The sequence below is a fragment of the Undibacterium sp. Di27W genome (assembly GCF_049340345.1).
In the GTDB taxonomy this organism is placed as follows: domain Bacteria; phylum Pseudomonadota; class Gammaproteobacteria; order Burkholderiales; family Burkholderiaceae_D; genus Undibacterium.
Window position 1 is genome coordinate 308263 of the sequence record NZ_JBMPOS010000007.1, and the last position, 24451, is coordinate 332713.

Below are 24451 nucleotides of genomic sequence, written 5' to 3' on the forward strand. Positions count from 1 at the left end.
TCATTTTCTTCCCGCGTCTTGATGAGATTGTTAGAAACTTCCTGATTCAACATGTCTGCACTCCAGCTAAATTAATTCCTGTAACGAAAAAAGATGTCATCCCACCACGGATAAACCGTATGGAAAGACACCTTTGTCTGGTGAGGTGACCGCCGTTAGTCAGACTCACTTTTTTCTTAAGCACCAGCTTTGGCACTTTGTCTCAATACAGCAATTGCCGTGCCAACCCCAAAACCCGATTTAGCTCCTTAAACCCAACAGGAAACAGCAATTCATTAAAAAATACCGCACCTAAATGACGCATTGCACCATTTATACGCACAAATCTGGACTTAGCCACCCAGCAGATCAGCCACGTCCAGCATGCGCTGCGCAAGATCAACCAGCTTGAGATTTTTTTCCATAGCTTGTTTGCGCATTTTTTGATAAGCCTCATTTTCTGAAAGATGATGACGTTCCATCAACAGCCCCTTGGCACGTTCTATGGTTTTGCGCTCTTGCAGCTTGGCCTTGGTATCAGATAATTCACTACGCAGCTTTTGATCTGCATGGAAGCGTGCCATGGCGACATCCAGCACAGGCTTGATGCGCTCGGACTGCAAACCGGCAACCACATAGGCCGAGACACCGGCTTCCATGGCTGCCGCCATATTCGACTGGTTGCCATCTTCAGTAAATAAAACGATGGGCCGTGGCGCATCGCGGGTCAGCATGACCATGTGCTCTAGTACATCTCGCGAATCAGATTCAGCGTCAATAATGATCATATCGGGCTGCAACTGGGTGATGCGCTCGCTCATATAGATGTCACCCGGAATGACAGCAATGATGTTATAGCCCGCTTGCAGCAGACCGATGCGCAAGGCACGTGAGCGCGCCAGCTGCGCCTGAGCCTCCTCATGCAACTCATCCTCGCTTTGGATAACGGTATTCACCACGACGATCCGCAGACTGGAGGAAGCTGGTGTTATCGCATCGTCATTATTTGCTTTACTGCGCATTGATGGCCCATGCCAGATATAATTACGTTATATGAGTCATAGCAAGAATCGCTCCAATCCCTGCCTGATATGGGAGCAAGCAGTGTTTTGTGTTCTTGCCCGCATGTGCAATGACTTAACTCCCCTCCCATTTAGAAACAAACATGATAGTTCTCGGCGTTGAATCCTCCTGTGACGAAACCGGTCTTGCCCTGTATGACACAGAGCGCGGTCTGCTGGCCCATGCCTTACACTCGCAAATCGCCATGCACCAGGAATATGGCGGTGTCGTGCCGGAGCTGGCTTCGCGCGACCATATACGCCGCGCTCTGCCCTTGCTGACAGAGGTGTTGAATAAATCTGGCGTAGACAAACAAGCCATAGACGCGATTGCCTACACCCAGGGACCTGGCCTCGCCGGTGCTTTGCTGGTAGGTGCCTCGGTTGCCTGTGGCCTGGGTATGGCGCTGGATAAACCGGTGCTGGGTGTCCATCATCTGGAAGGCCATCTGCTGTCACCCTTGCTGGCCAGCCAGCCACCTGAATTCCCTTTCATTGCTCTGCTGGTCTCTGGCGGACATACACAGTTGATGCGTGTTGACGGCGTTGGTCGTTACCAATTACTTGGCGAAACCCTGGACGATGCTGCCGGTGAGGCTTTCGATAAGTCCGCCAAATTGCTGGGCCTGTCTTATCCCGGTGGCCCGGCTATTTCACGCATGGCAGAATTTGGTGACCCGGCAGCCTATCAATTCCCGCGCCCCATGCTGCATTCCAAAGACTTGAATTTCAGCTTCTCTGGCTTGAAGACCGCGGTATTGACCGTCGTCAAAAACCATCCTGCAAATATCTGCGAACAGGATAAAGCCAATATCGCCCGTGGTTTTGTGGATGCCATTGTCGCTGTGCTGACCGCCAAATGCGTGACTGCAATGAAGGAAAGTAGCTTGAAGCGTCTGGTGATTGCTGGTGGTGTGGGTGCCAACCAGCAGTTGCGCGCATCCCTGAATGCCGCGGCGGCAAAGAAGCGCTTTCAGGTGTATTACCCTGAGCTGGAGTTTTGTACTGACAATGGCGCAATGATCGCCTTTGCTGGTGCCATGCGCCTGAAAAACAATCCGGGTCTGGCAACCAGGGATTATGGTTTCAATGTCAAGCCGCGCTGGCCTTTACAGGACTTAATAGCTGCATAAAATAGCTGAATAAGTTTGCTTGCACGGGATTTCTATTTATAAATCCCACAGCCAACGATCGTATTCTCGAATTTTTCCACATACATGGACTTGGGCTCTATCTGCTTCGTTGTAGGATTCACGAATTTATAATCCTGCCAGGCACGGCCCTTGGTCTTCACTAATTCTATGCGCTCGCGTATAAAGAATTTGCCATCGACATCAGTCAGGTCCAGCATCTCCTTGCCTACCATCTTGGGATTCAGGTGGGCAAGATTTTTGCCATTCATGTCATACACAACCACGTACAAGTCGCGGTCCTGATACTGTCCATCACGCTTGTTGATCTCGGCAATGGTTGCATCGACACCATGTTTTTTCATCGCGTCTATGGCTTTTTGCACCATGGCCTTGGCCTCATTGGCACTACCATGCTCCGCAGCAGCAACGGACATGCTCAAAAAACAAAGAGAGAGAAAACTTGCCAGCCACAGTTGTTGAAATCGCGTCAGCATAAGAAAACCCCTCTTCATGATTAAAAAAGCATGTTTCTTTTTAAGCATAAATGAGGGGTAGGGATAATTCTAGATTTATTTGCAATATTGAAGATTTATTTTTTCTTTTCAACTTTTGTTGCATCTTTTTTACTACCCAGACGGCTTTCCTTGCCCGCGATGAGATTTGCAATATTCTGGCTGTGGCGATATATCAGCAAAGCACACATGATGGAGATAGCCAGCATTTTGACATCAGGACCGAATAACAAACCATAATAGAAAGGCGCGAAAATCGCCGCAACCAGGGCTGCCAGCGAGGAGTAGCGAAACGCAAATGCCACCATCATCCAGCTTACCAATGTGGCCACCCCCAGCCAGATATCGATGCCTATCAGGACGCCCGCTGCTGTGGCCACGCCCTTGCCGCCGACAAACTTGAAAAACACCGGCCATAAATGACCGATGAACACAGCCAAGGCCACAATGGCGATACTGCTGTCATCAAGTTGAAATTGATGTTGAAACCGCATCGCCAGCCACACCGCCAACCAGCCTTTGAATGCGTCGCCCAATAAGGTCAGGACAGCGGCCGCTTTATTCCCACTCCGCAAAACATTGGTGGCACCAGGATTTTTTGAGCCATAGGTACGTGGATCGGCCAATCCAAATAATTTGCTGACCACGACAGCGAAAGATAGTGAGCCCAGCAGATAAGCTGCAATTGCAGCCAAAATTGTATTCATCTTATTCCTTAGGATTCATGGGGAAATGCCCGGCAAGTATAAACCAGGCAAAAAGCAAAGTAAGTCAATTCAGGGATTTCAAACCTGGGGACTATTCATCCAGGGCACAATCCACTGGATGTGCCTGCAAGAGGCTGGGCAATAAATCTGGTGCAATGCCTATCAGGTAACCACGCTGGCCACCGTTGATATAAATTTTTGACAGCGCCAGGATGCTGCGCTCGACATAAATAGGCATCGCTTTTTTGGTTCCAAACGGTGAAGTCCCGCCAACCAGATAGCCTGAATGCTTTTGCGCGTTTTCTGGTTTGCAGGGTTCTACCGATTTACAGCCAATTTGTCTGGCCAGGTTTTTGGTCGATACTTTTTTGTCACCATGCATGAGGACAATAAGAGGTTTAGCTGCTTCATCCTGCATCACCAGGGTTTTGACCACGCTATGTTCATCTACCCCCAATTCCCGCGCCGATACCGAAGTTCCACCATGCTCTTCATATGCATAAGGATGCTCAGTAAATTCTGCTTTGTGCTTGCGCAGAAATTGCGTTGCCTGGGTTACCGATACATGTTCTTTCTTTGCCAAGTTGCGCTCTCAAAAACGAAATATTCTTCAAATGAAGTACAAATTATATCTTCTGAACATGCCAGGCTGTCATGCAAATACTGGGGAAGAATCATTTTCTTTTTACAGCCTGCATCAAAATAAAGATCAGCAGTGCCCTCATTGCCCAACCTGACATTATCAATAAGTTAATATTATATTTTCATTTTGGAGAGATACAAGCACAGCAATTTGTATGGGCGAGAGCATCGCAGTTTGCGCAATATGACTCTTTTAGCTGTGAGAATGGCATATACATTACAGTTCATTTATGGTTATGTCCAATAAATTGCCATATAACTAATACATAACCAATTTGAACAACATAATTCCAATTTCTTCAAGTGACAAGATTGAAAATTAAAACCGCACAAAACAATGTGAGGTAAATGTGGAAAATTTCGAATTCTCGGGCTTCAAATAATCATTTACAAAATTAAATATTTATTAAATACCCAATAATTTCATTCCGTCGCAAGCGAGCAACAATCTTTAACATTCGGGTTACATTTCATTACATAATACCGCGCAAACCAGACGGTCTTTCTGGTTTTGCCTGAATGGTTTACACAAAATCTATAGAACCATTCAGTTAGCTCTATCGAGGGAAGGTCAGCACGACCATATAAAAGCATAACGAGCTGATTTGATGACGATAAAAATTAATAACAACTTAAGGTGGAAGTGAAAATATATGTACCTGAAAGAAAAGAAAGCTTCTCAATTGGTGCGTACGGCTCTGTGCATTATGGCAGGCTCCATGCTCACAATGAACGGCCATGCGCAAACCGTTACTGAAGAACCAGCAAAACTGCAAAAGATTGAAATTACCGGTTCAAATATCAAACGCGTTCAAGCTGAAGGTGCCTCTCCAGTACAGATCATTACCAGAGCTGAACTGGAAAAAACCGGTGCCACCAGCCTGTCTTCTGTCATACAAAACCTCTCATCGAACAATGCTGGCGCCTTGACAGGCGTCGAATACAACGGCTTCTCCCCTGGTGCAACGACAGCATCTCTGCGTGGCCTGGGTAGCGGCGCCACGCTGGTGCTGGTCAATGGTCGCCGTGTCGCGCAATACGGTATCACTGGCTTCCAGTCCCAATTCGCCAATCTGGATGCGATACCTGTTGGTGCAGTTGACCATATCGATATCCTGCTCGATGGTGCCTCCGCGGTTTACGGCTCGGAAGCGATCGCTGGCGTTATCAATATCTGGCTTAGAAAAGATTACACAGCCGGTGAAGTCAAAGCCAGCGGCGGCGCTACCTCCAAGGGTAAAGCACAATCCAAGGACTTCAATATCTCCTACGGTATGGGCGATATCGCTGCAGACAAATTCAATGTGATGGGCTTTTTCGAGCATCATGACTCGGATGCCTTGTCCATGCGTGACATCAATGCCTACAATAGCCAGGACTATCGTGGCTTTGGCATTACCAAAGGTGACCGCCGTACCGCCTATTCCGTACCAGGCAATGTCCTGGTCGGTAACGTCATTACTGCCTTGCCAGGCTGCGCACCAGTCAACGTGGCACCAAATGGCCGCTGCATGCTGGACCGTTTTGACTGGACAGATGCGGTTCCAAAGCGTGGCAATGATTCCATCTTCTTGCGTGGCGAATATCAGTTCAGCGCCAACCATAGCTTCTTCCTGGAAGCTGGCGTCACACAAATCAAAACCAATTTGCGTTTCGACCCACAGTTTTACGCGAATGATGACGCAGGTACGTTCACTGTAGCTGGCGGCAAAAATTACTTGCTGCGCACTGGTGATCTGGGTGGCCGTGCAGTAGATGTCAAAGATACAGAAACACGCATCATTGGTGGCTTTAAAGGTGCTTTAGGTAGCTGGGAATACGACACAGCTGCTGGCTACCTGCAAAGTAAAGTGAATGTAGATCAGCGTGGTTTCATCATCACTGATCAAATGGAAGCTGCACTGGCAAATGGTACCTACGTGCCTGGTGCTGCTAACAATTCCGCTGCAGTGCGTGCAAAAATCTCTCCTACCTTGACACGTGGTGGCGAAAACAAAACTTTGTTTGCAGACCTGAAAGTCAGCAACTCAGAATTATTTGAATTGCCAGGTGGTTATGCCGGTACTGCGGTTGGTATTGAATACCGCCGTGAATCCACCAGTGACGTAGACGACCAATACCTGCTGGATCAACGTGTCTACTCCATCGGCGGCTTGCCCAAATTGCCATTCTCCAGCCGCAATGTTGCCTCTGCTTATGGTGAATTGAATCTGCCAGTCTTGAAATCCCTGGAATTATCTACTGCAGTTCGTGCAGATAATTACAGCGTAGGCGGCAATTCATTGACACCAAAAATTGGCGCAAAATGGAGCGTTCTCCCTACAGTAGTTTTGCGTGGCACGATTGCCAAAGGCTTCCGCGCACCGAACTTCCGTGAAATTTCGCCATCCGTTTCCGTTGGTTTCTACAATGGCCAACAAGATCCGGTATTGTGCCAAACTGGTAATGAACCAGATTGCAATATCTCTCTGAAAGCCAATATTTCTGGCAATGCTGCACTGAAGCCAGAAAAATCGACCAGCAACACCATCGGTATCGTCTGGGAACCAGTCAAAGACTATAGCGTCACTCTGGACTATTACAAAATAGAACGCCGTGATGAAATCAGCTCTTTGGACATCACCTATTTGCTGTCGAATCAAAAGGACCCTAACTTCGCGAAATTCATCACCCGTGACAAAGGTGGTCATATCACTGAAGTAAGTCTGCCATACATCAATATCGGTAAAACGCAAGTCAGTGGTTTCGATCTGGATTTCAAGGGTAAACAAAATCTGGGCGAAAACGGTAAATTGAACTTCCGTTCAAAAATGTCGCTGACCAGAGAATATCTGTCGACACCATTCCCGGATAGCGAAACCGTTGATTACAACAAGACCTATAGCCAACCTGAATTCCGTGGTTCCCTGGCAGTAGGTTGGGAAAAAGGCCCATGGTCGCATGAAGCATCCGGTAACTATATCTCTGGATACGACTATATAGGCACACCAGCGGACAGCTGCAAGATAGATATTATCTACGGCGCGCCTAGCTCATATTGCCGCGTAGCTGCAACGACTACCTGGAGCTGGTTCACAGGTTACAAAGGCTTCAAAAATGTGGAATTGGCATTGAACATCTCCAATCTGTTTGATACAAAACCACCATTTGATGCACGTAGCGCACTGAACAATGGTTCTTTCCCATACAACTCTGGTTATAACAGCCCATTTGGTCGTCGTTTCCAATTCTCTGTTAAATACGCATTCAAATAATCAACAAGATTATTGAAAATATAAGCAATATTGCATCCTTATTTAAATACAGGATCAGATTTTTGGGGGCCTCGCGCCCCCATTTTCAGGAGTAAACATGAAATTTCGCTCAACGTTGCAACAACTGATCGTTGCCACTTTTGCCGCATTACCTGTATATGCAGTGCATACTGACGTCATGGCAGAAACAGCTGCCGTCACTTATAAAAGCGCATCTGAAATACCGGTAGAAGTTTTCTTTAAACTGGCTGATTACCGTGACCTGTCGATATCACCAGACGGCAAAACCATCGCCGCTATTGTGCCCCTGAATGGCCGCGGTAATCTGGTATTGATAGATACTGCCACACGCAAGGCCAAAGTCATTACATCCTCGTCCCGTTTCGACGTTGCAGAAAGTCGCTGGGTAGGTAATAAATATTTATTCTATCGTACCGCAGATGGTCAGGAAGCAAGGGGTCGCTTCAACTTTAAAGGTTCCTACTATTACGACATAGACAGCGATAAAAATTGGGAGCTGGAAAATACGAATGAACGCAAAAAAGGCGACATTCATATTGACGACATTATCATGACTGAAGGTAAGGATTCGCCTGAAGCCTATGTTTCTATGAAAGGTAGAAGCAAAGACTATGCTGATGTCTATAAATTCAATTTCAAAACCAGGCGCTCACAATTATTGACCTTTGAATCACCAGGACGCACTGAAGGCTGGGAACTCGACACTCACAGACGCCCACGCATTGCACAAAGAGGTGAAATTCGTCCTGGCGCAGGTCAGCCACAGATGACCACTTACTATCACCGCCCTATTGACAGCGACAAATGGGAAAAGATATTTGAGCAATCGAGCTACAACAATGGCACGATGTATGATGTACTGGGCTTTGACGACGATGACCGTACATTGTATGTCTCCACCAACAAAGATGGCCTGGATAAAATGGCGGTCTTTAAATATGATACCGTCACCAAGAAATTTGGCGAACTGGTGCATGCGGATCCTATATTTGATATCAATGGCCAGAATTCCAGTGCACGCTTGATACGCGAAGGCGATGATGAGACTGGTAAGGTCGTCGGCTTGACTTATGATGCAGCTAAACCAGTACGCGTCTGGTTTGGTAATAGCGCAAGAAAATCCCTGACTGAGCAAATTGATGCATCCCTGCCCGCAACCCACAATGCGTTCAGGCTGTCCTCTGATGGAAGCAAAGCATTAGTACATGCCACTTCAGATATTCAGTCCGGCATTTACTATTTGTTTGACACACAAAAGAAAACCCTGGAACCCATCGTACAGGACCGCGAATGGGCAAATCCAGAGTTGATGGCTGAGCGTAAATACATAGGCTTCAAAGCACGTGATGGCTTACCTATCTATGGCTACCTGACCTTGCCAAAAAATTCGGATTCCAAAAACCTGCCATTGATCGTGAATATTCACGGTGGACCTATGGTACGTGGCTTCCACTTCTCTTCCTGGGGTCGTTGGCCTGAAGCGCAATTCTTTGCCTCACGCGGTTATGCAGTTCTGGAACTGGAACCGCGCGGCTCTGAAGGTTATGGTCGCAACCATTATGTCAAAGCATGGAAGCAATGGGGTGGCACCATGCAGGATGATATCAATGATGGCGCCATGTTCCTGGTACAGGAAGGCATAGTCGATAAAAACCGCATGGGTCTGTTAGGTGGTAGTTATGGCGGCTATGCATCCCTGCAAGGTATGACCCGAGATCCAGACTTGTGGCGTTGCGCCGATTCAGTCGTGGCTGTGAGTGATCTTGGTCTTTTGCAAAACGTCTCATGGTCAGATACATCTGAAAATGCAGACGCTGCAACTGGCGGCTACCTGAACAATGAATTCAAACTCTGGGTTGGCGATTCCAAAGCCGATGCCGCTCTGTTTGAACTGCGCTCACCAGCCCGCAATGCTGCCAATGTCAAAGGCCCTATCATGCTGTCCATGGGTTCTGACGACAGACGCGTGCCGATGATACACGGTGAAAAAATGCGTGACGCCTTGCTCAAAGCTGGCAAAACCCTTGACTACAAGGTTTATCCAGAAGAAGGCCATGGTTTCAATAAAGACGTCAACGTATTTGACTTATACAACCGTAGCGAAAAATTCTTTGCTCAGTGTTTGAAGAAATAATCATCTTACTTTAATCAAAAGAATTGACGCACATCGCGTATGACATAACTATCCCCTGCAATTGCAGGGGATAGTTTTTTTATTCCTTGAAAATGAATTACCCACATTCCAGGGCAATAAAAAAGCGCCAAAAATCTGGCGCTTTTCAAGGTTCTAGTTGAGGCTCACTCTATCTTGGTGATAGGCGGCTGATAAGGACTAGGCACCGGAGTTCTGGGGTTAGTTGGAGTATCATGCCCAAGACCTGGCTCGTCAGGTACAGTCACCACAGTACCGCCATCACCTGGCTCACCATCACCGCCAGCAACCAGGATCAATTCTTCATTTGAAATCAAACGCATTTGACACTACTCCATTGTAGGTAAATAAATCATGTCGATCAGGACATGCGCATTTGCACCATTCACGACTTTTTGTGCCGCAAACAGCATCCTGACATAGGGACGATACATTTTCTTGTATCTATCCCGTGTCTGAATTCTCTTCCCTCGCTTTTCTATGCTGACCATCTCTATCTGACCAGTAAAAAAAACGGTTTTAGCTTATTCGGCAATAGAATTATCCATTTAAGAACAGATAATAAAGGCCACATAAGTTATTAAATTATATTTCACAAACAATATCATGAATAGTATATCAATGATAAATACAATAATAATTTTTGCTTATGCAAACTTTAAATAATGCTTACTCCGTTCGTCTGGGAAAATCAAAACATCTGGATTAAAAAGTGTGGATTTTTATAATTCATCAGCCATAAAAAAACCCCGTGTTTTGCACGGGGTTTTCTATCTTCAAGACAATCAGATGATGCGTATAGCGACTGGCATCAACTATTCTGCAAATGAGAATTGCATCAAACGCCTGCCCTGACCAATGAAGCCTTTAACACCTCGTTCAAGGTTGCCAGGCTCTCAGACAAATGGGCACGCGCTTCAGCACTCATAGGCTTGCCTACTGCACCGCGAATGGCGATCAGCAATTGATTGGCCTGTTCTCTTTGCAAACTGCGTGCATCTGCAGGAGTGAAGGCAGAAGGTTTTATTAAGGCATTGGACAAACGCTTCAGATGCTCACGCTGCAGATTACGGCGCGCAGAGATGATGTCAGCACCGCTGGATAATTCGCTCCAGATGCTGGTTTGCAAGCTGCCATACAACTCATGCAGAGACAGCACTTTTTTAGGGTCGCGCAATTTTTCTGCATTATTGAGCATGCGCTGTGCGACCAGATCCGACATTAATTGATCCAGTGCTGCCGTTTGCAAACCCAGCAAACGGGCAGAAATGGAAATGTCATTGCGGTTACCTCCCTGGAAATGATCAACCCCAAGGCGGCTCAACAATTCAGGTGAAAAGACAAAGCTCTTCGCTGTGAACAAACTGTCGGAAACCAGTTTCAAAGCCTGACGCTGACGGTCGGCAGCGATAGGTGTGTAAGTAGCGCGACCGGTACCGGCATGGTCCCTCAGAAAAGTGGTACCGCCAACAAACTTGGCTGCCAGTGGCACAGTGCGGGCAAACTGACCAAAGCCGTATTCAAAACTGCGGCGCAAGGTTTCATAGCTATCGCCCGTTTTCAATTGACGGGTTTGCAGCTTGTCCCACAATTCACGTGACATCGCCAGACGTTTTTGTATGTAAGCCAGAGGATCAGAACCCAGATCGAAGGTGTTGACGTCCGGGTCTGACACCATGCTTCCCATTGCATCTTCATCCGTGCCATAGGCCAGTAAAGGTTCCGTAGAGCGTGAGGCAATACGGGCCAGCTCATCTTTTTCCTTGTCGGCCTCGATTGGCTTATAGGCATACTCTATCGCCCAGTAATCATAAGGGCCAAGGGAAGACATTACATATTCGCCCTGAGGCTCCCCCTTGGTCGCCAGATTGAAAGGTACATAGTCCATGATGGAACCAGCCAGCCCATTGACCTTGGTAAACGCTGGGTCCTGCAATTGCTTCAAGCTATAGATAGTCGAAGAGCGGAAGTTATGGCGCAAACCCAGGGTATGGCCTATCTCATGCATGATGACGTCTTTTACATAGGCTTGCGCCAGTGCTTCTGCCTTGGGGCTGTCCATATCCACTTCACCGCGGGCATCCAGCAAGTCCAGGGCAAAGCCCATTTCCATCGATGCCTCATGGGCAAAATCGCAATCGCGATGCGCCGACGGCGTCCATGCCTGGCTTTGCGTATCCTCACCTATCAGGCGGCGCGCGCCACGGGCAAACACATCCGACATACCTATATCAGCATCCAGGATTTCCCCACTGCGTTCGTCTACTTGAGAAGGGCCAATGGCAAAGCCTACGTCAGCGCCAACAAACCAGCGTATCGAGGCATGGCGTGCGTCCATGGTATCGAAGGTATCACTCTCAACTTGCTGTTTGACCACGACAGCATTTTTGAAACCTATTTTTTCAAAAGCCTTGTTCCATTCCAGTACCCCCTCAGTAATCGATTTACGGTATTTTTCTGGCACATTCTTGTCCAGCCAATACACGATAGGATGCTTGGGCTCAGACAAAGCCGCCGTCGGGTCTTGCTTTTCCAGGCGCCAGCGATTGACAAAGTGACGTGAAGTCTTGGGTTTGATATCGTCAGTGAAGTCGTAACTGGTGGTGACAAAATGCCCCAACCTGTCATCCGCCAGACGTGGGCGCATGACTTCTGCAGGCAAGGCAGAAAAATTGAAGTAAAAGCCGACAAAGAAACTGCGCGGGTCGGGTGTGGTCCGTGGTGGTGAAGGAATGGCTACTGGTGGCGGCACCAGTGGCAGAGCAGCGATACGCGGAGTAGCGAAATGGGCATTGACGAAAAGACCGGACAAGGACTCATCGGTACTCAATTTTCCAAAACTACTATTCGCTTTATCCAGCACATACATGGTGCGATAGGCGTATTCCAGACGTGTTGAATATGAAGGAATGTCATTGAACAGCAAGGCACTGGCATCCACCAGAATGCCTTTTGACTCGCCATGTGGAGAACTCAGCACGGGTGCACTCGCCAGCAAACTGTCTGAAAACGCCTGGGAAACAGCAATCGCCTGTGGCGTACCTGGTGTCGCAAAAAAGTCTGTGTTCTTGGCCAGCAACTGGACTTGATTACCTACTTTTTTGAAGACCGCGTGATAACTCTGTCCCATCTGGCTGCCATACAAGCCACGCTCACCTATGCTATTGGGAATGTTGTAAGTAAACAAAAAAGGCTTATCAAATTGCTCAGGCTTGATTTCTATCCAGACCTTTTCGTCTTTTTGATACAGATTAAAAAAGCCCTTGTGCTCTTTGGCATCTTTAATGATTTCTTTGAATGGACGCAAACCAGGTGTTGGAGCCGGTGCTGCCGCAGGCGCAGCTGCAGCAAGCACAGGTACGGCAGGTGCAGTCACCGTCGTGCCATTTGGTGCAGGTGCAGGCGCAGGAACAGGGGGAGGTGTCTGGGCAAGTGCGACTTCACTCAAAGCGCACAACAAAAGGAGCAGGCTCTTTTTCTTGAAATGTACTTCTTTTGGCAATTTCATATTTTTTCCCGGTTAATTTAAATAGCGACATAGCGCTGTTGTATGACTTCTTTGCTGTGTTCGCAGATTCTTCTTTCTGTTACAAGTTCTTACAAGTCGCAGGAACTTATGCGAAGCTCGAATTTTTACAGAAATTCTATAATTTGAAAATTTTTTCGCATTTTTTGATTTCAAAAAGAGTATGCAAGCACAGGCACTTTGATAGTATTTGCTTTCAATTGGTTCATTTTTTGAGGATTTATAAGCTTATTACTTGAATTTATATGAAAATAAATACATTTCCAAAAAAATCACAAATTTTCATTTTCATGAAAATTTAGAAATTAAATTTTCATTTCTTGTCGTCGCCGAACAACAGACCCTCAAAAAAAGGTAACAAAAGCTTTCCTGAAAGGTATTTTATTTACATAATAAAGTTCTGTTTGATTCATTGCCTTTCATTTTCCCCGAAGCAATTATAGAGAGGAAAAATTTGGTAACACTTCATCGGACAGCAGCACAGGAATGTTAAAAAATTTACAAAATTTTTGAAATTACACCCTAACTGCCAAAACGGATCCGGCACCCGGTTGCATCTGGTCTATCAACAAAGAGGGAACAATAATGATATTTAAAGAAAAAAAAGGCGTGCAGTCAGTGCGCCTGGCGCTAAGTGTAATAGCTGGTTCTATGTTGATCGCGGGCGTTGCCCACGCTCAAACTGAATCTGCAGCACCACAACGTATCGAAATTACCGGCTCTAACATCAAGCGCACGGACAAAGAAGGTACGGCAGCAATTCAAACCATTAGCACACAAGAAATCAGGAACAGTGGCGCATCCACAGTTCTTGAATTGATGAAGGCACTGGTACCAGGTATGGGTACTGGTGGTTACAACAATACTGCCAATCAAAATGGTTTTTCCAAATCTGTTGCAGTTGCAGACTTGCGCAGCCTTGGTGCAACTTCTACCCTGATTTTGTTGAATGGCCGCCGCATGGCGCCAGCGCCTTATGCAAACCCGAATAATGGTAAATCAACACTGTACGATCTGAACAATATTCCAGTCTCCGCTTTGGAAAAAGTTGAGGTATTGAAAGACGGCGCATCCGCGATTTATGGTTCTGACGCCATCGGCGGTGTTATCAACTTCATTACCCGTCGTGACTATCAAGGCGGCGAAATCAATGCGACTATCGGTGCAAACGACGATAATCGCTTTGGTAAAAAAGATGTCAATGCCTTCTATGGCCAGGGTGACTTGAATAAAGATGGTTATAACTTCTTTGTCACTGGCGACTTCAGCCGCCGCGATCCAGTCTGGAAACGTGATGGCACCAAAGATATAGAACAAAACCTGTATGGTGTATTGAATAACCGCCTGACGCTGTGGGATGGTTCTGCACTAGCCAATGCTCTCTCTAATACTGCCATTTCCAACCAGCCTACGCTTTATCGCGAGTCTGCTCCTGGTAACAAAAATTTCCCGCTGGCCAACTCTTCTTTCCAAACCAACTGCGCTGATGCATTGAAAGTGACTGGTACTGCAGCGAATCACGCCAATGCTGCTTTCCTGGGCAAGACTTTCTGCGTTTACGACACAGATGGCGTTACTCAAGTACAGAATCGCTCAGAAGAAGCGAATTTCATGGGCCGTGGCGAATTCAAAATCAATGAAAATTTGAGTGCGTTCTTTGAAGCAGCAGCAACCAGAAATACCAATTACTATACTGGTGCTTCTACCGCGATGAATGGCCGTTCGCCGACCACTAATTTTACATCGACTGGATTGGCAGATTCATTCCAGGCTATCTTGCCGGTTGGTCATCCTGACAATCCATATAATGTCCGTACTGCACTTGCCTATCGCTTTGAAAACCTGAAAGGTGGCAGTGAAGAACAATCCGACAGTGCTCGCCTGCTGGGCGGCTTGAAGGGCACAGTCGGTACTATTGATTGGGAAACTGGCGTATTGTGGAGCAGATCCAAAGTCAAAACGACTAATTTCGGCCTTTTGTATCTGCCAACGCTGCGCAAACTGATTACAGACAATCGCTCGATTGCCTCCATTGCAAATGACCCTAACATTGCCAGAAACACTATTGATACCGGCACGTCCGAAATCACGCAATGGGATGGCAGAGCCAGTACAGAAGTCGGTAGCCTGGGTGGTGGTGCGATAGGCGTCGCTGCAGGTTTTGAATTCCGTCAGGAAAAAATCAAGCTTGATCCAGATGCAGATAAAGCTGCTGGTAATATCCTGGGCAATGCCAACACCATTATCGATGGTAAGCGCAAAGTAGGCTCTGCTTTTGTTGAAGTACGCGCTCCATTTGCCAAGACCTTTGAAATGGATTTTGCTGGTCGTCTGGATAAATATGACGGTTTAAAATCCAATTTTGCTCCAAAAGCTGGCGCAAAATGGACACCAAATGACACCATCGCTCTCCGCGGTACTTATTCTGAAGGCTTCCGTGCCCCAGCTTTGACCCAGGTTACTCCTGGTGGTGCCCAGTTCTTCCTGAGCAGCTTGCAAGATCGCGTACGCTGCCCAGACGGTACTAACCCGGCTGCAGGCGCAGATCCTACTGATTGCGCAAAAACCGCTTCTGGTACAGGTGGTGCAAATCCTAACCTGAAACCTGAAACTGCCAAGGCATACACTCTGGGTCTGGTATTGTCACCAACCCGCAATTTTGACGTAGCTCTGGACTGGTACAAAGTGCGTAAAGAAGGTGAAGTTATCCTGACAAATGCACAGACCTTGCTGGATCATGAAACTGCAGCTACTGTTGGTATCGTCCGTGATCCAAATCAGGCTAACTGGTTGAAAGATGCCAAGGGTAATCCTATCCCTGGCACAGGCCCATTGTTATCTATTGCTGAACCTTGGATCAACCAGGGCGCAACAGAAACATCCGGTATTGACCTTGATGTACGTTACCGTACTGCGCTGGCTGGTGGCAAATTGGAAACCAGCCTGAGTGGCACTTACATTCTGTCCTATCGCAGAGCAGAAAACATTGGCGACAATGAAGCCAATGTTGTAGGTGGAGCTGGTGGTACGTCTGACTGGAACACTTCTGGTGGCGATATCCCACGTGTAAAAGCACGTTTGAGTGCCAACTGGACAAAGGACGTGCACAATGTCTTTGGTGCAATGAACTACACTAGTGGCATTTCCCTGCTGCGTCGTTCAGACAATCAAACGATTTATCCAGTAGCCTATTGCCAGTATGGTACAGGTCAACCATCCTCAGCTTACTCGCTGGGCGGTGTGCCACTGTTCAATCAATACATTGCAGATTGCAGCGTTGCAGCCTGGACTACAGTTGATATTGGCTACAAATACACAGGTATCAAGAATTTGACACTGGGTGTGACTGTTGCCAACGTATTTGATGCGAAAGCACCTTACGATCCACGTAACTACGCCAATGGTTACAACGACCAATTGCATAACAACACAGGTCGTTATTTCACATTCTCAGCAAACTATAAGTTCAAATAAAGCAGGATAAGGAATCAGGCTATTCATAGTCAGATTCCTGTCAACTTGAAAGCGTCCGGAATTTCCGGACGCTTTTTTTATTCCCCGCGCGGATGGTGCATGGCATGCAGCTTCTTCAAGCGTTCACGTGCTACATGGGTATAGATTTGTGTGGTTGAAATGTCTGCGTGTCCCAGCAATAATTGCACCACCCGTAAATCAGCGCCGTGATTAAGCAAGTGCGTGGCAAAAGCATGGCGCAAGGTGTGGGGTGACAAATGGGTGCTGATATTGGCCTGGGTCGCGTACTTCTTGATGAGTATCCAAAACATTTGCCTGCTCATGGCTGCACCACGCGCAGTGACGAACAAGGCATCATCAATCTGGCCTTGCAGGATAGCAGGACGGCCTTCATGCAGGTAACGCTCCAGCCATACCCGCGCCACCTCCCCAAACGGCACCAGCCTGGTTTTATCGCCCTTGCCGGTAATGCGCAAGACCCCTTCATTGAGCCCGACTTCTATGGAGCGCAAACCCACCAGTTCACTGACGCGCAAGCCACAGGCATACAATAATTCCAGCATGGTTTTATCGCGCAAGCCATGTGGATTGCTATGGTCCGGTGCCTGCAATAACGCGACAACTTGCGCCTCGCTCAGGGTTTTGGGCAAGCGCTGTGCTTGTTTGGCTGAACGCAATTTACTGCAGGGATTCTGGCTGACCAGATTCTGGCGAAAAGCCAGTAAATAGAAGCGTTTGAGCACGCTCATACGGCGGTTGGCGGAGCTGGCTTTGGAGGTCTCGTGTTTTGCCGCAATATATTGATTGATATCAGCCTGCTTGACTTCATACAAATGCTTGCCCTGCTCCAGATGCAGGTATTCGGCAAACAATCGCATATCGCGGCGATACGCTTCTATGGTATTTTTTGCCAGACCATCTTCCAGCCACAAGGCATCGCAAAACTGGTCGATTTGCTCCGTCAACCTTTCTGGCAGCACGACAGGTAAAGGCTTTACTTCCACAAGGCTTCCTGGGTATAGCCCGCCGCACCTTCATGCGTCAGCAACCAGCGTTTCACCCCCAGGTGGAAGCCGGTTTCATCATCATTGTGAGCAAAGCCTCCCAGGCCGCCTGCTGCCGTTACCCTATGGCAGGGTATCACCAGCGGATACCAGTTGGCACCGCAAGCCTGGCCAACGGCACGTGGTGCAGAGCGTATATGCTTGGCAATTTGCCCATACGTCAATACCTGGCCACGCGGGATGGAAGAAATTGCTTGCCAGACCCGGGTTTGAAACGCCGTGCCCGCCTCTTTCAAGGGCAGCTTGAATTGAAAGTCCGGGTCCCGTAAATAACTAGCCACTTGTTTGGCCGCCTTTTCGGCCACCTTGTCTATCGGTGCTTTTTCCTGGAAACGTGGTGGCAAGTACACCAGTTCACTGACCCGTTGGTCTTCGCAACGTATGCCGACAGCCCCAAAAGGTGCCTCGACGATGGCAGAGAAAAAGCCTGATTCTTTAGATTCTTTATCCAGCATGACTTTCCTTTTTGACAAAAGAAAAAAGGCGCATCATCCGATGCGCCTTTAAAACGTCTTTCGCGTTTTCGGCTGTTTAGTGTATGCGATTTTTTAATTTTTCACATCCACTCAGCTTGTAGTAAAAACGCGCGTCTCCTCAGTGTGTACGGTATAGGTACCGTTATTTTGCACTACCGCCTTATAAACCTGTGTGCTTTCATTCTTGATTTTTTTTGCAGAAATCTGAACTGCCGTGAATATAGCATGACAAGTTTTGGCTTTCAAAATAAAAATGAGACAAAACAGTGCGCTGTTGCAGATATGTGAAAATTAATCATAAACTCAAAAAATGTGCTAGGTAAGACCAATTTTAATTCTGCCAAAATAAAATTTGCCGTATTTCCTTGCGAGAAATACGGAAAATTCTTTTAAATTTTGGCCAATTTACTTTGTTTGACTAATTTGACTATCAAATTCTGGCATATATGCTGACTAGCCTCTGCTTAGCTGGCTGACAATAAACGAAGCAGTACGGTAACAATCGCACATCAACATACAAAGATTTTCGTTCCGCAAGCCCCAATTTGGTGTTATCTGAGACCTCAGTGCTCTGCTTTCCTGTCCAGTCTTTGATGACAAGGCTTACACAGACACTACATAAAAGAATAGCCATCACGGCAACACGTGATGGCTATTCAAAACAAAATAGCAAATAACAATTACTTGAAGCCCAGTTTGGCTCCTTCTTTATTCACATTGGCGATAAGGTCTTTCCCTATACGGCCTTCCATCTCTTTTTGCACCGGCAACAGCGCTTTGCGCCATTCTGCTTTTTCTTTTTCAGTCAATACATAGACCGTGGTTTTACCGGACTTCTTGACGCCTTCCAATGCATTATCGTTCTCTTGCTGGGCAATGGCATTGGCATACTTGGTTGCCGATTTCATGGCTTCATCCAATTGAGCGCGGATATCAGCAGGCAGACCATCCCAGAATTTTTTATTGACGATGACAGCATAGCCAAGATAACCGTGATTCGTCACAGCCACATGCTTTTGCACTTCATGCATTTTTTGCGTATAGAGGTTGGATGGCGGATTTTCCGTGCCATCGACAACACCGGTCTGCAAGGCTTGATAAACTTCAGAGAAGGCCAGCACCTGGGGATTGGCACCGAGGGCGCGCATTTGTGCATCCAGCACCTTGGACGATTGTATACGCAGCTTCTGGCCCTTCATGTCTGCAGGCAGATGCATGGGCTTGTTGGAAGACATGACCTTGAAACCATTGTCCCAAAAACCCAGACCGATAATACCCTTGGGTTCCAGCTTTTTCATGAGGTCTTTGCCTATCGGGCCCTCCGTCACTGCATACAGTACATCCTTGGATGGGAAAATATACGGCAAATCAAACACTTCAAATTCTTTGACGCCCAGGGGGCCAAACTTGGCCAGCGACGGTGCCAGCATTTGCACTGCACCTAATTGCAGGGCTTCCAGCTCTTCCTTGTCTTTGTATAGCGTGCTGTTGGCATAGACTTCAACCTTGACACGTCCCTTGGTGGCTTTTTCAGCCAGCTCTTTAAAACGCTCGGCAGCTTTGCCTTTAGGCGTATCGTTGGAAACTACATGACTGAATTTGATGACGATGGGTGCCTGGGCGAAAGCAGCACCACTAACGAGAGTTGCGGCCAACAGGGAAAACAACACTGACTTCAGTTTCATACTTGTCTCCAGACGTTTTTATGGATTGTTGCATGGATTATTGCAATGTCAGCATTATCTGCCAACTGTGGAAAACCACAAGCCCACAATACAAAGCAACTACCCCACCCTAGTTACTCACTAAGGGCGGGTGAGCGGAATTCGTCACACCACAAAAACATCCCCATTCCAAATATCACTGCCATGTTTATGCATGATCATCGCTAACTCATGGAAACTTTGTCACACTATGCGGTAACATCCTGCATACAATAATGTGGAAAACCACAGTTGTCGCAGTTATACCGCTGACTGAAAATAGAAGAAAATAAAAATGAAATTCTTACAATATGGGGACCTCATGAAGCAAAAACTCTCTTTGCCTGGTTAAAGTCGCTTGCATTACTTTAATAGCTTGCGACATCGGTATTGCATATCTTCTGTAGACAGTCGTAAGAAATCACGACAAGAATTCAACAGCCCTGGCAGATAGCAAACCCTGTGCCTGCTTGTTCGTCAGACATACAAGCAGCTTTTTTCACTATCATCTTATTTTCCCAAAGGGATCCACCATGAAATTTCTTGATCATTTGGAGGAGTGGATTATTGCTGCTCTTATGGGTGGCGCTACGCTCATCATCTTTATCTCCGTGCTCCATCGCTATGGCACAGGCTTCAACATCCCGATCGTACAGGACTGGTTACTCTCCCTGCATTTCAGTTGGGCTCAGGAACTGTGCATCATCATGTTTGTCTGGATGGCCAAGTTTGGTGCAGCCTATGGCGTAAGGGCAGGTGTGCATGTAGGTGTCGATGTGCTGGTGACCCGCCTGCCAACAGAATGGCGTAATGCCACCGTGTACACCGCTCTGGCATGCGGCATGATTTTTACTGGCATCATAGGTACTCTGGGACTGACTTTTGTCTGGGAAAACGGCATGCACTACGCCATTTTTCATACGCTAGGTCTGTCCGTCGGCGAGCTTACCGAAGGCCCCACCACCCCGGACCTGGAATGGCCAACATGGATAGTCTATTCCGCTGTCTGGATGGGCTCTTACCTGATGTGTTTCCGCTTCATCCAGGTTGCGCTCGCCTTTTATCGTACGGGTGAATTACCGGTACATGACCACGCCCATGTTGAAGGCCTGAGCGACGAAGAAAACGCCATTCAATTGCAACCAGCCACAGCAGCAACTAAAGGAGGTGTGTAATGAGTGCCGCCCTGGATACACTGGGCATCAAGCAGATGTCCAAACAACGTGCCACCATCGTTTTGTGTGGCATCGTCCTGGCACTTGGTGCCATGTGCATGGTAGGCAAGATAGGTATCGTGTTTGCCTTGCTGATTGCGCTGATGCTGACGGGCATCCCGGTATCGATTGCCCTGGGTTTGACGGTATTAATGTTCATGTACCTTCTCACCCAGGTGCCAATTGAAGCCGTGGCCTTGAAACTGTTCACAGGTATAGAAAAGTTTGAGATCATGGCGATCCCTTTCTTTATCCTGGCTGGCAACTTCCTGACGCATGGCGGTGTCGCCAAGCGCATGATCAATTTTGCTACCAGCATGGTAGGTCACTGGCATGGTGGCCTGGCGCTGGCGGGTATTATTTCCTGCGCCATGTTCGCGCTGGTATGCGGCTCCAGCGTGGCAACCGTGGTAGCGATTGGTTCCATCATCTTGCCAGCCATGGTCAAGCAAGGTTACCCGAAACAGTTTGGTGCTGGTGTCATCATCACAGCAGGCTCACTGGGTATTTTGATGTTGCCATCAATACCCAAGGTGATTTACGCGATTTCTACCAATACCTCCATTGGGGCCTTGTTCGTTGCAGGCTTATTCCCTGGCATGCTGCTGACCGCCATGCTGTGTGCGACTACCTGGTTCCTGGCCAGGAAGAATGGTTACCCGCGCATGAAAAAAGCCACATGGGGTGAGCGCTGGAAGGCATTTCGTGAAAGTATCTGGGGCTTGCTGCTGGTGGTGATTATCATCGGTGGTATTTATAGCGGTATCTTCACGGCGACTGAAGCAGCGGCCATGAGTGCAGTCTACGCCTTCTTTATTTCTGTCTTTGTCTACAAGGACATGAAAATATCGAATACACCCAAGGTACTGGTCAATTCCGCAGCCTTGTCGGCCATGCTGTTGTACATCATCACCAATGCCGTGCTGTTTTCTTTCCTGATGGCGCATGAGAATATTCCCCAGCTCATGGCTGACTGGATACTGGGCAAAGAACTCGGTCGTGCTGGTTTCCTGTTCTTTACCAACATACTGCTCCTGCTGGCTGGCAATGTCATGGAACCATCCTCCATCATACTGGTGATGGCCCCTATCCTGCATCCGGCTGCCATACGCCTGGGTATAGATTCAGTTCATTTTGGTATTTTGATTGATGCCAATATGGAAGTTGGTCTCTGCCATCCACCGGTAGGTTTGAATTTGTATGTGGCCAGTGGCATTTCAAAAATGAGTATTACCGAACTGACTGTTGCTGTCATGCCCTGGCTATGCACCATGCTGGTTTTCCTGGTTATCGTCACTTATTGGCCTGGACTTTCGCTTTGGCTGCCCAGGGCCATGGGAATGATGTAGACATAATATCAATAGAGAAAGGCCGGAAAGGTGAATGCCCCCGGTCTTTTTCTGTTCCGGCTCTGTTAATGGCCTGACTTAAACTCAGTCGATCAGGGATACAGTTCACTACTCAAGAGCAGCACCGCAAAATATTCTGTCGGCATTGCAGGCCCTGCGATAAACTGGTTTTATGAAAAGCTCACACCGCTCCCAATCCTGGCCTAACCAAAAATGGCGCTGGATTATCCCCATCCTGTTGCTGCTTTTATTTCTGTCCACCCTGATCTGGCTGCCGTGGCAGGCACAACGCATGGAAGCCAATGAGCGCCAGGAGCAATTGATTGCCGATTCACTGTGGGTAGAGCAGGCCATACAATTCCAGTTGACGCGCAATGATGAAGTCTTGCGCCAGATCGGTGGTGAAATCAAGTCAGCCAAGTTGCAAAAAGAGACCGTGCTGGAACGTTTCCGCGCCATTCTCAAGAATAATCGCGAAGTGCAACGTATCGCCTGGTATGACGCCAATAATAAAGTGCTGGTCGATACCCGCGAATCGCTGCAAGCCAGTGCTGAACGCCTGCCCCTGCCCCATTTTGAATTTGGTGCGCTGGATGTCAGCGAAGAAACCATCTGCCTCAAGCCTGTGCTGGAAATCAATGCCAAGAATGCCTATCTCATGCATTGCCAGATTCCCCTGATACGCGACGAGCGCAGGATAGGCAGCATGATGATCAGCTATCGCATGAATGCCATCCTGGAAGAACTGGTGCCCTGGTGGTTTGCCCAGGATAACCAGATCACCATCACCGATATCGATGACCGCATACTGGCAGAGCGCAGCGCTGGCGGCAGTGGCAAAAGCGTGTACACCCACAGCCGTGCCCTGGAGTTGCCCAGCCTGACCCTGGTCTTGCGCACGAATAGCATCAAGACCGAGCCCAAGCTCTTGTCGAACTTGCTGGTGCTATCCGTCATCCTCTTATCGATAGGTCTGATCTGGAGTTTGCTGGCCCTATGGCGCGACATCAACCGGCGCCTGGCAGCAGAAGGCGCTTTGCGCCAGCAAGTCACTTTTCGCACGGCGATGGAAAACTCCCTGGTTACTGGCTTGCGTGCACGCGACATGACAGGCAGGCTGACCTATGTCAACCCGGCATTCTGCCGCATGGTGGGTTTCCCCGCCGAAGAAATCATAGGACGGATACCGCCCATGCCCTACTGGGCCCCCGAGGCCATAGAGGAATACCAGCAGCGCTTCAGCCAGTTGCTGGCAGGTTCAGTGCCTTCTGAAGGTTTTGAAACCATCTACCGGCATGTCAGCGGAGAACGTATTCCCGTTCTCATCTATGAATCAGCCCTGATTGACGAGCAGGGCAAGCAGACTGGCTGGATGAGTTCCATCCTCGACATCTCAGAACTCCGGCGAGCACAAGAACTGACCCGTCAGCAAGAAGAAAAACTGCATACCAGCGCCAAGCTGGCGACCATGGGTGAAATTGCCTCCATGCTGGCACATGAGCTGAACCAGCCACTGGCAGCTATTTCCAGCTATACCACGGGCGCTGTCAATCTCTTGCAGGCAGGCGTCATAGACAGCAACCTGTTCCAGAGTGCGCTCGAGAAGGTCAATGCCCAGGCCCAGCGTGCCGGTCAAATCATACGCAGTGTGCATGAGTTCGTGAAGAAACGTGAAGCTGCCCGCGAACCCCTGCAAATTGCCGACCTCATGCAAAGCGCCATGCCACTGGTAGAATTGCAGGCGCAAGCCAGCCACGTCGCCCTGCAATGGAAAATCGGGCACGAATTACCCCTGGTACTGGCAGACCGCGTCTTGCTGGAGCAAGTACTCTTGAACCTGACCAGAAATGGCATAGAAGCCATGCAAACCACCACGCCAGAACAACGTATACTACGGGTAGAAGCTGCACTGGACGACAACAAACAACAACTCATCGTCAGCGTGACCGACAGGGGCCATGGCATACCGGTGGAAGTGGCAGAAAAACTGTTTTCACCATTCTTTACCACCAAGTCTGCAGGCATGGGCATGGGCCTGAACATCTGCCGCACCGCCATAGAATTCCATGGTGGCAAGCTCTCGCATCGCGATAATCCAGCTGGTGGTACTATTTTCCAATTCGCTTTACCAATACAAGACTAGCGCTGCACACTGAAGTGCGCCAAACAAAATACGGGAGAACA

At 48.0% G+C, this 24451-nt stretch carries 16 protein-coding genes; 7 read left to right on the plus strand and 9 right to left on the minus strand.

All coding sequences use genetic code 11. The features are described from left to right. Positions 1–332: 332 nt before the first annotated feature. Positions 333–1001 (minus strand): ANTAR domain-containing response regulator, encoded by a 669-nt coding sequence (locus ACO0LF_RS16435; protein WP_423015816.1) that lies wholly within the window; start codon positions 999–1001, stop codon positions 333–335. 143 nt (positions 1002–1144) lie between these two features. On the opposite strand from ACO0LF_RS16435, the gene tsaD reads away from it, so the two are divergent. After that, entirely contained in the window at positions 1145–2173 is a 1029-nt protein-coding gene (gene tsaD / locus ACO0LF_RS16440; RefSeq protein WP_423015818.1) for a tRNA (adenosine(37)-N6)-threonylcarbamoyltransferase complex transferase subunit TsaD, read from the plus strand. 32 nt (positions 2174–2205) lie between these two features. Here the strand turns inward: tsaD and ACO0LF_RS16445 are convergent, their stop codons facing one another. The 3 genes from ACO0LF_RS16445 to ybaK form a co-directional block, all read right to left on the minus strand. Next, positions 2206–2667 (minus strand): cache domain-containing protein, encoded by a 462-nt coding sequence (locus ACO0LF_RS16445; protein ID WP_423015820.1) that lies wholly within the window; start codon positions 2665–2667, stop codon positions 2206–2208. A gap of 95 nt (positions 2668–2762) precedes the next feature. Next, entirely contained in the window at positions 2763–3392 is a 630-nt protein-coding gene (gene plsY, locus ACO0LF_RS16450) for a glycerol-3-phosphate 1-O-acyltransferase PlsY (RefSeq protein WP_423015822.1), read from the minus strand. Between the two features lie 91 nt (positions 3393–3483). Further along, positions 3484–3975 carry a Cys-tRNA(Pro) deacylase gene (gene ybaK / locus ACO0LF_RS16455; RefSeq protein WP_423015824.1) on the minus strand — a complete coding sequence of 164 codons (492 nt, stop codon included), beginning with the start codon at positions 3973–3975 and terminating at the stop codon, positions 3484–3486. A gap of 778 nt (positions 3976–4753) precedes the next feature. Between ybaK and ACO0LF_RS16460 the strand changes: the two genes are divergently transcribed. Next, positions 4754–7288 carry a TonB-dependent receptor plug domain-containing protein gene (locus ACO0LF_RS16460; protein ID WP_423015826.1) on the plus strand — a complete coding sequence of 845 codons (2535 nt, stop codon included), beginning with the start codon at positions 4754–4756 and terminating at the stop codon, positions 7286–7288. Positions 7289–7385: 97 nt separating this feature from the next. Further along, positions 7386–9443 carry a prolyl oligopeptidase family serine peptidase gene (locus ACO0LF_RS16465; RefSeq protein WP_423015828.1) on the plus strand — a complete coding sequence of 686 codons (2058 nt, stop codon included), beginning with the start codon at positions 7386–7388 and terminating at the stop codon, positions 9441–9443. A 164-nt stretch (positions 9444–9607) separates the two neighbouring features. Here ACO0LF_RS16465 and ACO0LF_RS16470 read toward each other — a convergent pair whose 3' ends face one another. Both ACO0LF_RS16470 and ACO0LF_RS16475 read right to left on the minus strand, forming a co-directional pair. After that, complete coding sequence (locus tag ACO0LF_RS16470; protein WP_423015830.1) at positions 9608–9784, minus strand: hypothetical protein; 177 nt, start codon at positions 9782–9784, stop codon at positions 9608–9610. A 515-nt stretch (positions 9785–10299) separates the two neighbouring features. Next, complete coding sequence (locus ACO0LF_RS16475; RefSeq protein ID WP_423015832.1) at positions 10300–12969, minus strand: zinc-dependent metalloprotease; 2670 nt, start codon at positions 12967–12969, stop codon at positions 10300–10302. Between the two features lie 603 nt (positions 12970–13572). Between ACO0LF_RS16475 and ACO0LF_RS16480 the strand changes: the two genes are divergently transcribed. Then, positions 13573–16461, plus strand: a complete 2889-nt coding sequence (locus ACO0LF_RS16480) for a TonB-dependent receptor domain-containing protein (RefSeq protein WP_423015834.1) — start codon at positions 13573–13575, stop codon at positions 16459–16461. 77 nt (positions 16462–16538) lie between these two features. On the opposite strand, the gene xerD is transcribed toward ACO0LF_RS16480, so the two are convergent. The 3 genes from xerD to ACO0LF_RS16495 all read right to left on the minus strand — a co-directional run bounded on the left by xerD (position 16539) and on the right by ACO0LF_RS16495 (position 19686). Continuing rightward, complete coding sequence (gene xerD, locus ACO0LF_RS16485) at positions 16539–17465, minus strand: site-specific tyrosine recombinase XerD (protein ID WP_423015836.1); 927 nt, start codon at positions 17463–17465, stop codon at positions 16539–16541. Next, positions 17456–17980, minus strand: coding sequence for a methylated-DNA--[protein]-cysteine S-methyltransferase (locus ACO0LF_RS16490; RefSeq protein WP_423015838.1), 525 nt, complete (start codon positions 17978–17980; stop codon positions 17456–17458). The genes xerD and ACO0LF_RS16490 overlap by 10 nt, the downstream gene beginning before the upstream one ends. 701 nt (positions 17981–18681) lie before the next feature. Beyond that, a complete protein-coding gene (locus ACO0LF_RS16495; RefSeq protein WP_423015840.1) occupies positions 18682–19686 on the minus strand; it encodes a TRAP transporter substrate-binding protein in 1005 nt (334 codons plus the stop codon). Positions 19687–20237: 551 nt separating this feature from the next. Between ACO0LF_RS16495 and ACO0LF_RS16500 the strand changes: the two genes are divergently transcribed. The 3 genes from ACO0LF_RS16500 (at position 20238) to ACO0LF_RS16510 (ending at position 24410) form a co-directional block, all read left to right on the plus strand. Further along, complete coding sequence (locus ACO0LF_RS16500; protein ID WP_423015842.1) at positions 20238–20879, plus strand: TRAP transporter small permease; 642 nt, start codon at positions 20238–20240, stop codon at positions 20877–20879. A gap of 98 nt (positions 20880–20977) precedes the next feature. Beyond that, positions 20978–22267 (plus strand): TRAP transporter large permease, encoded by a 1290-nt coding sequence (locus tag ACO0LF_RS16505; RefSeq protein WP_423015866.1) that lies wholly within the window; start codon positions 20978–20980, stop codon positions 22265–22267. 172 nt (positions 22268–22439) lie between these two features. Further along, entirely contained in the window at positions 22440–24410 is a 1971-nt protein-coding gene (locus ACO0LF_RS16510; RefSeq protein ID WP_423015844.1) for a sensor histidine kinase, read from the plus strand. Positions 24411–24451: the final 41 nt, after the last annotated feature.

Bases quoted from the DNA above. Each gene is read 5' to 3' on its own strand.
- ACO0LF_RS16495 (WP_423015840.1), bottom strand. From the start codon at position 19,686: ATGAAACTGAAGTCAGTGTTGTTTTCCCTGTTGGCCGCAACTCTCGTT.
- tsaD (WP_423015818.1), top strand. From the start codon at position 1,145: ATGATAGTTCTCGGCGTTGAATCCTCCTGTGACGAAACCGGTCTTGCC.
- ACO0LF_RS16480 (WP_423015834.1), top strand. From the start codon at position 13,573: ATGATATTTAAAGAAAAAAAAGGCGTGCAGTCAGTGCGCCTGGCGCTA.
- ACO0LF_RS16465 (WP_423015828.1), top strand. From the start codon at position 7,386: ATGAAATTTCGCTCAACGTTGCAACAACTGATCGTTGCCACTTTTGCC.
- ACO0LF_RS16470 (WP_423015830.1), bottom strand. From the start codon at position 9,784: ATGCGTTTGATTTCAAATGAAGAATTGATCCTGGTTGCTGGCGGTGAT.
- ACO0LF_RS16490 (WP_423015838.1), bottom strand. From the start codon at position 17,980: ATGCTGGATAAAGAATCTAAAGAATCAGGCTTTTTCTCTGCCATCGTC.
- ACO0LF_RS16460 (WP_423015826.1), top strand. From the start codon at position 4,754: ATGCTCACAATGAACGGCCATGCGCAAACCGTTACTGAAGAACCAGCA.
- ACO0LF_RS16510 (WP_423015844.1), top strand. From the start codon at position 22,440: ATGAAAAGCTCACACCGCTCCCAATCCTGGCCTAACCAAAAATGGCGC.
- ACO0LF_RS16505 (WP_423015866.1), top strand. From the start codon at position 20,978: ATGGTAGGCAAGATAGGTATCGTGTTTGCCTTGCTGATTGCGCTGATG.
- ACO0LF_RS16445 (WP_423015820.1), bottom strand. From the start codon at position 2,667: ATGCTGACGCGATTTCAACAACTGTGGCTGGCAAGTTTTCTCTCTCTT.
- ACO0LF_RS16475 (WP_423015832.1), bottom strand. From the start codon at position 12,969: ATGAAATTGCCAAAAGAAGTACATTTCAAGAAAAAGAGCCTGCTCCTT.
- ACO0LF_RS16500 (WP_423015842.1), top strand. From the start codon at position 20,238: ATGAAATTTCTTGATCATTTGGAGGAGTGGATTATTGCTGCTCTTATG.
- ACO0LF_RS16435 (WP_423015816.1), bottom strand. From the start codon at position 1,001: ATGCGCAGTAAAGCAAATAATGACGATGCGATAACACCAGCTTCCTCC.
- plsY (WP_423015822.1), bottom strand. From the start codon at position 3,392: ATGAATACAATTTTGGCTGCAATTGCAGCTTATCTGCTGGGCTCACTA.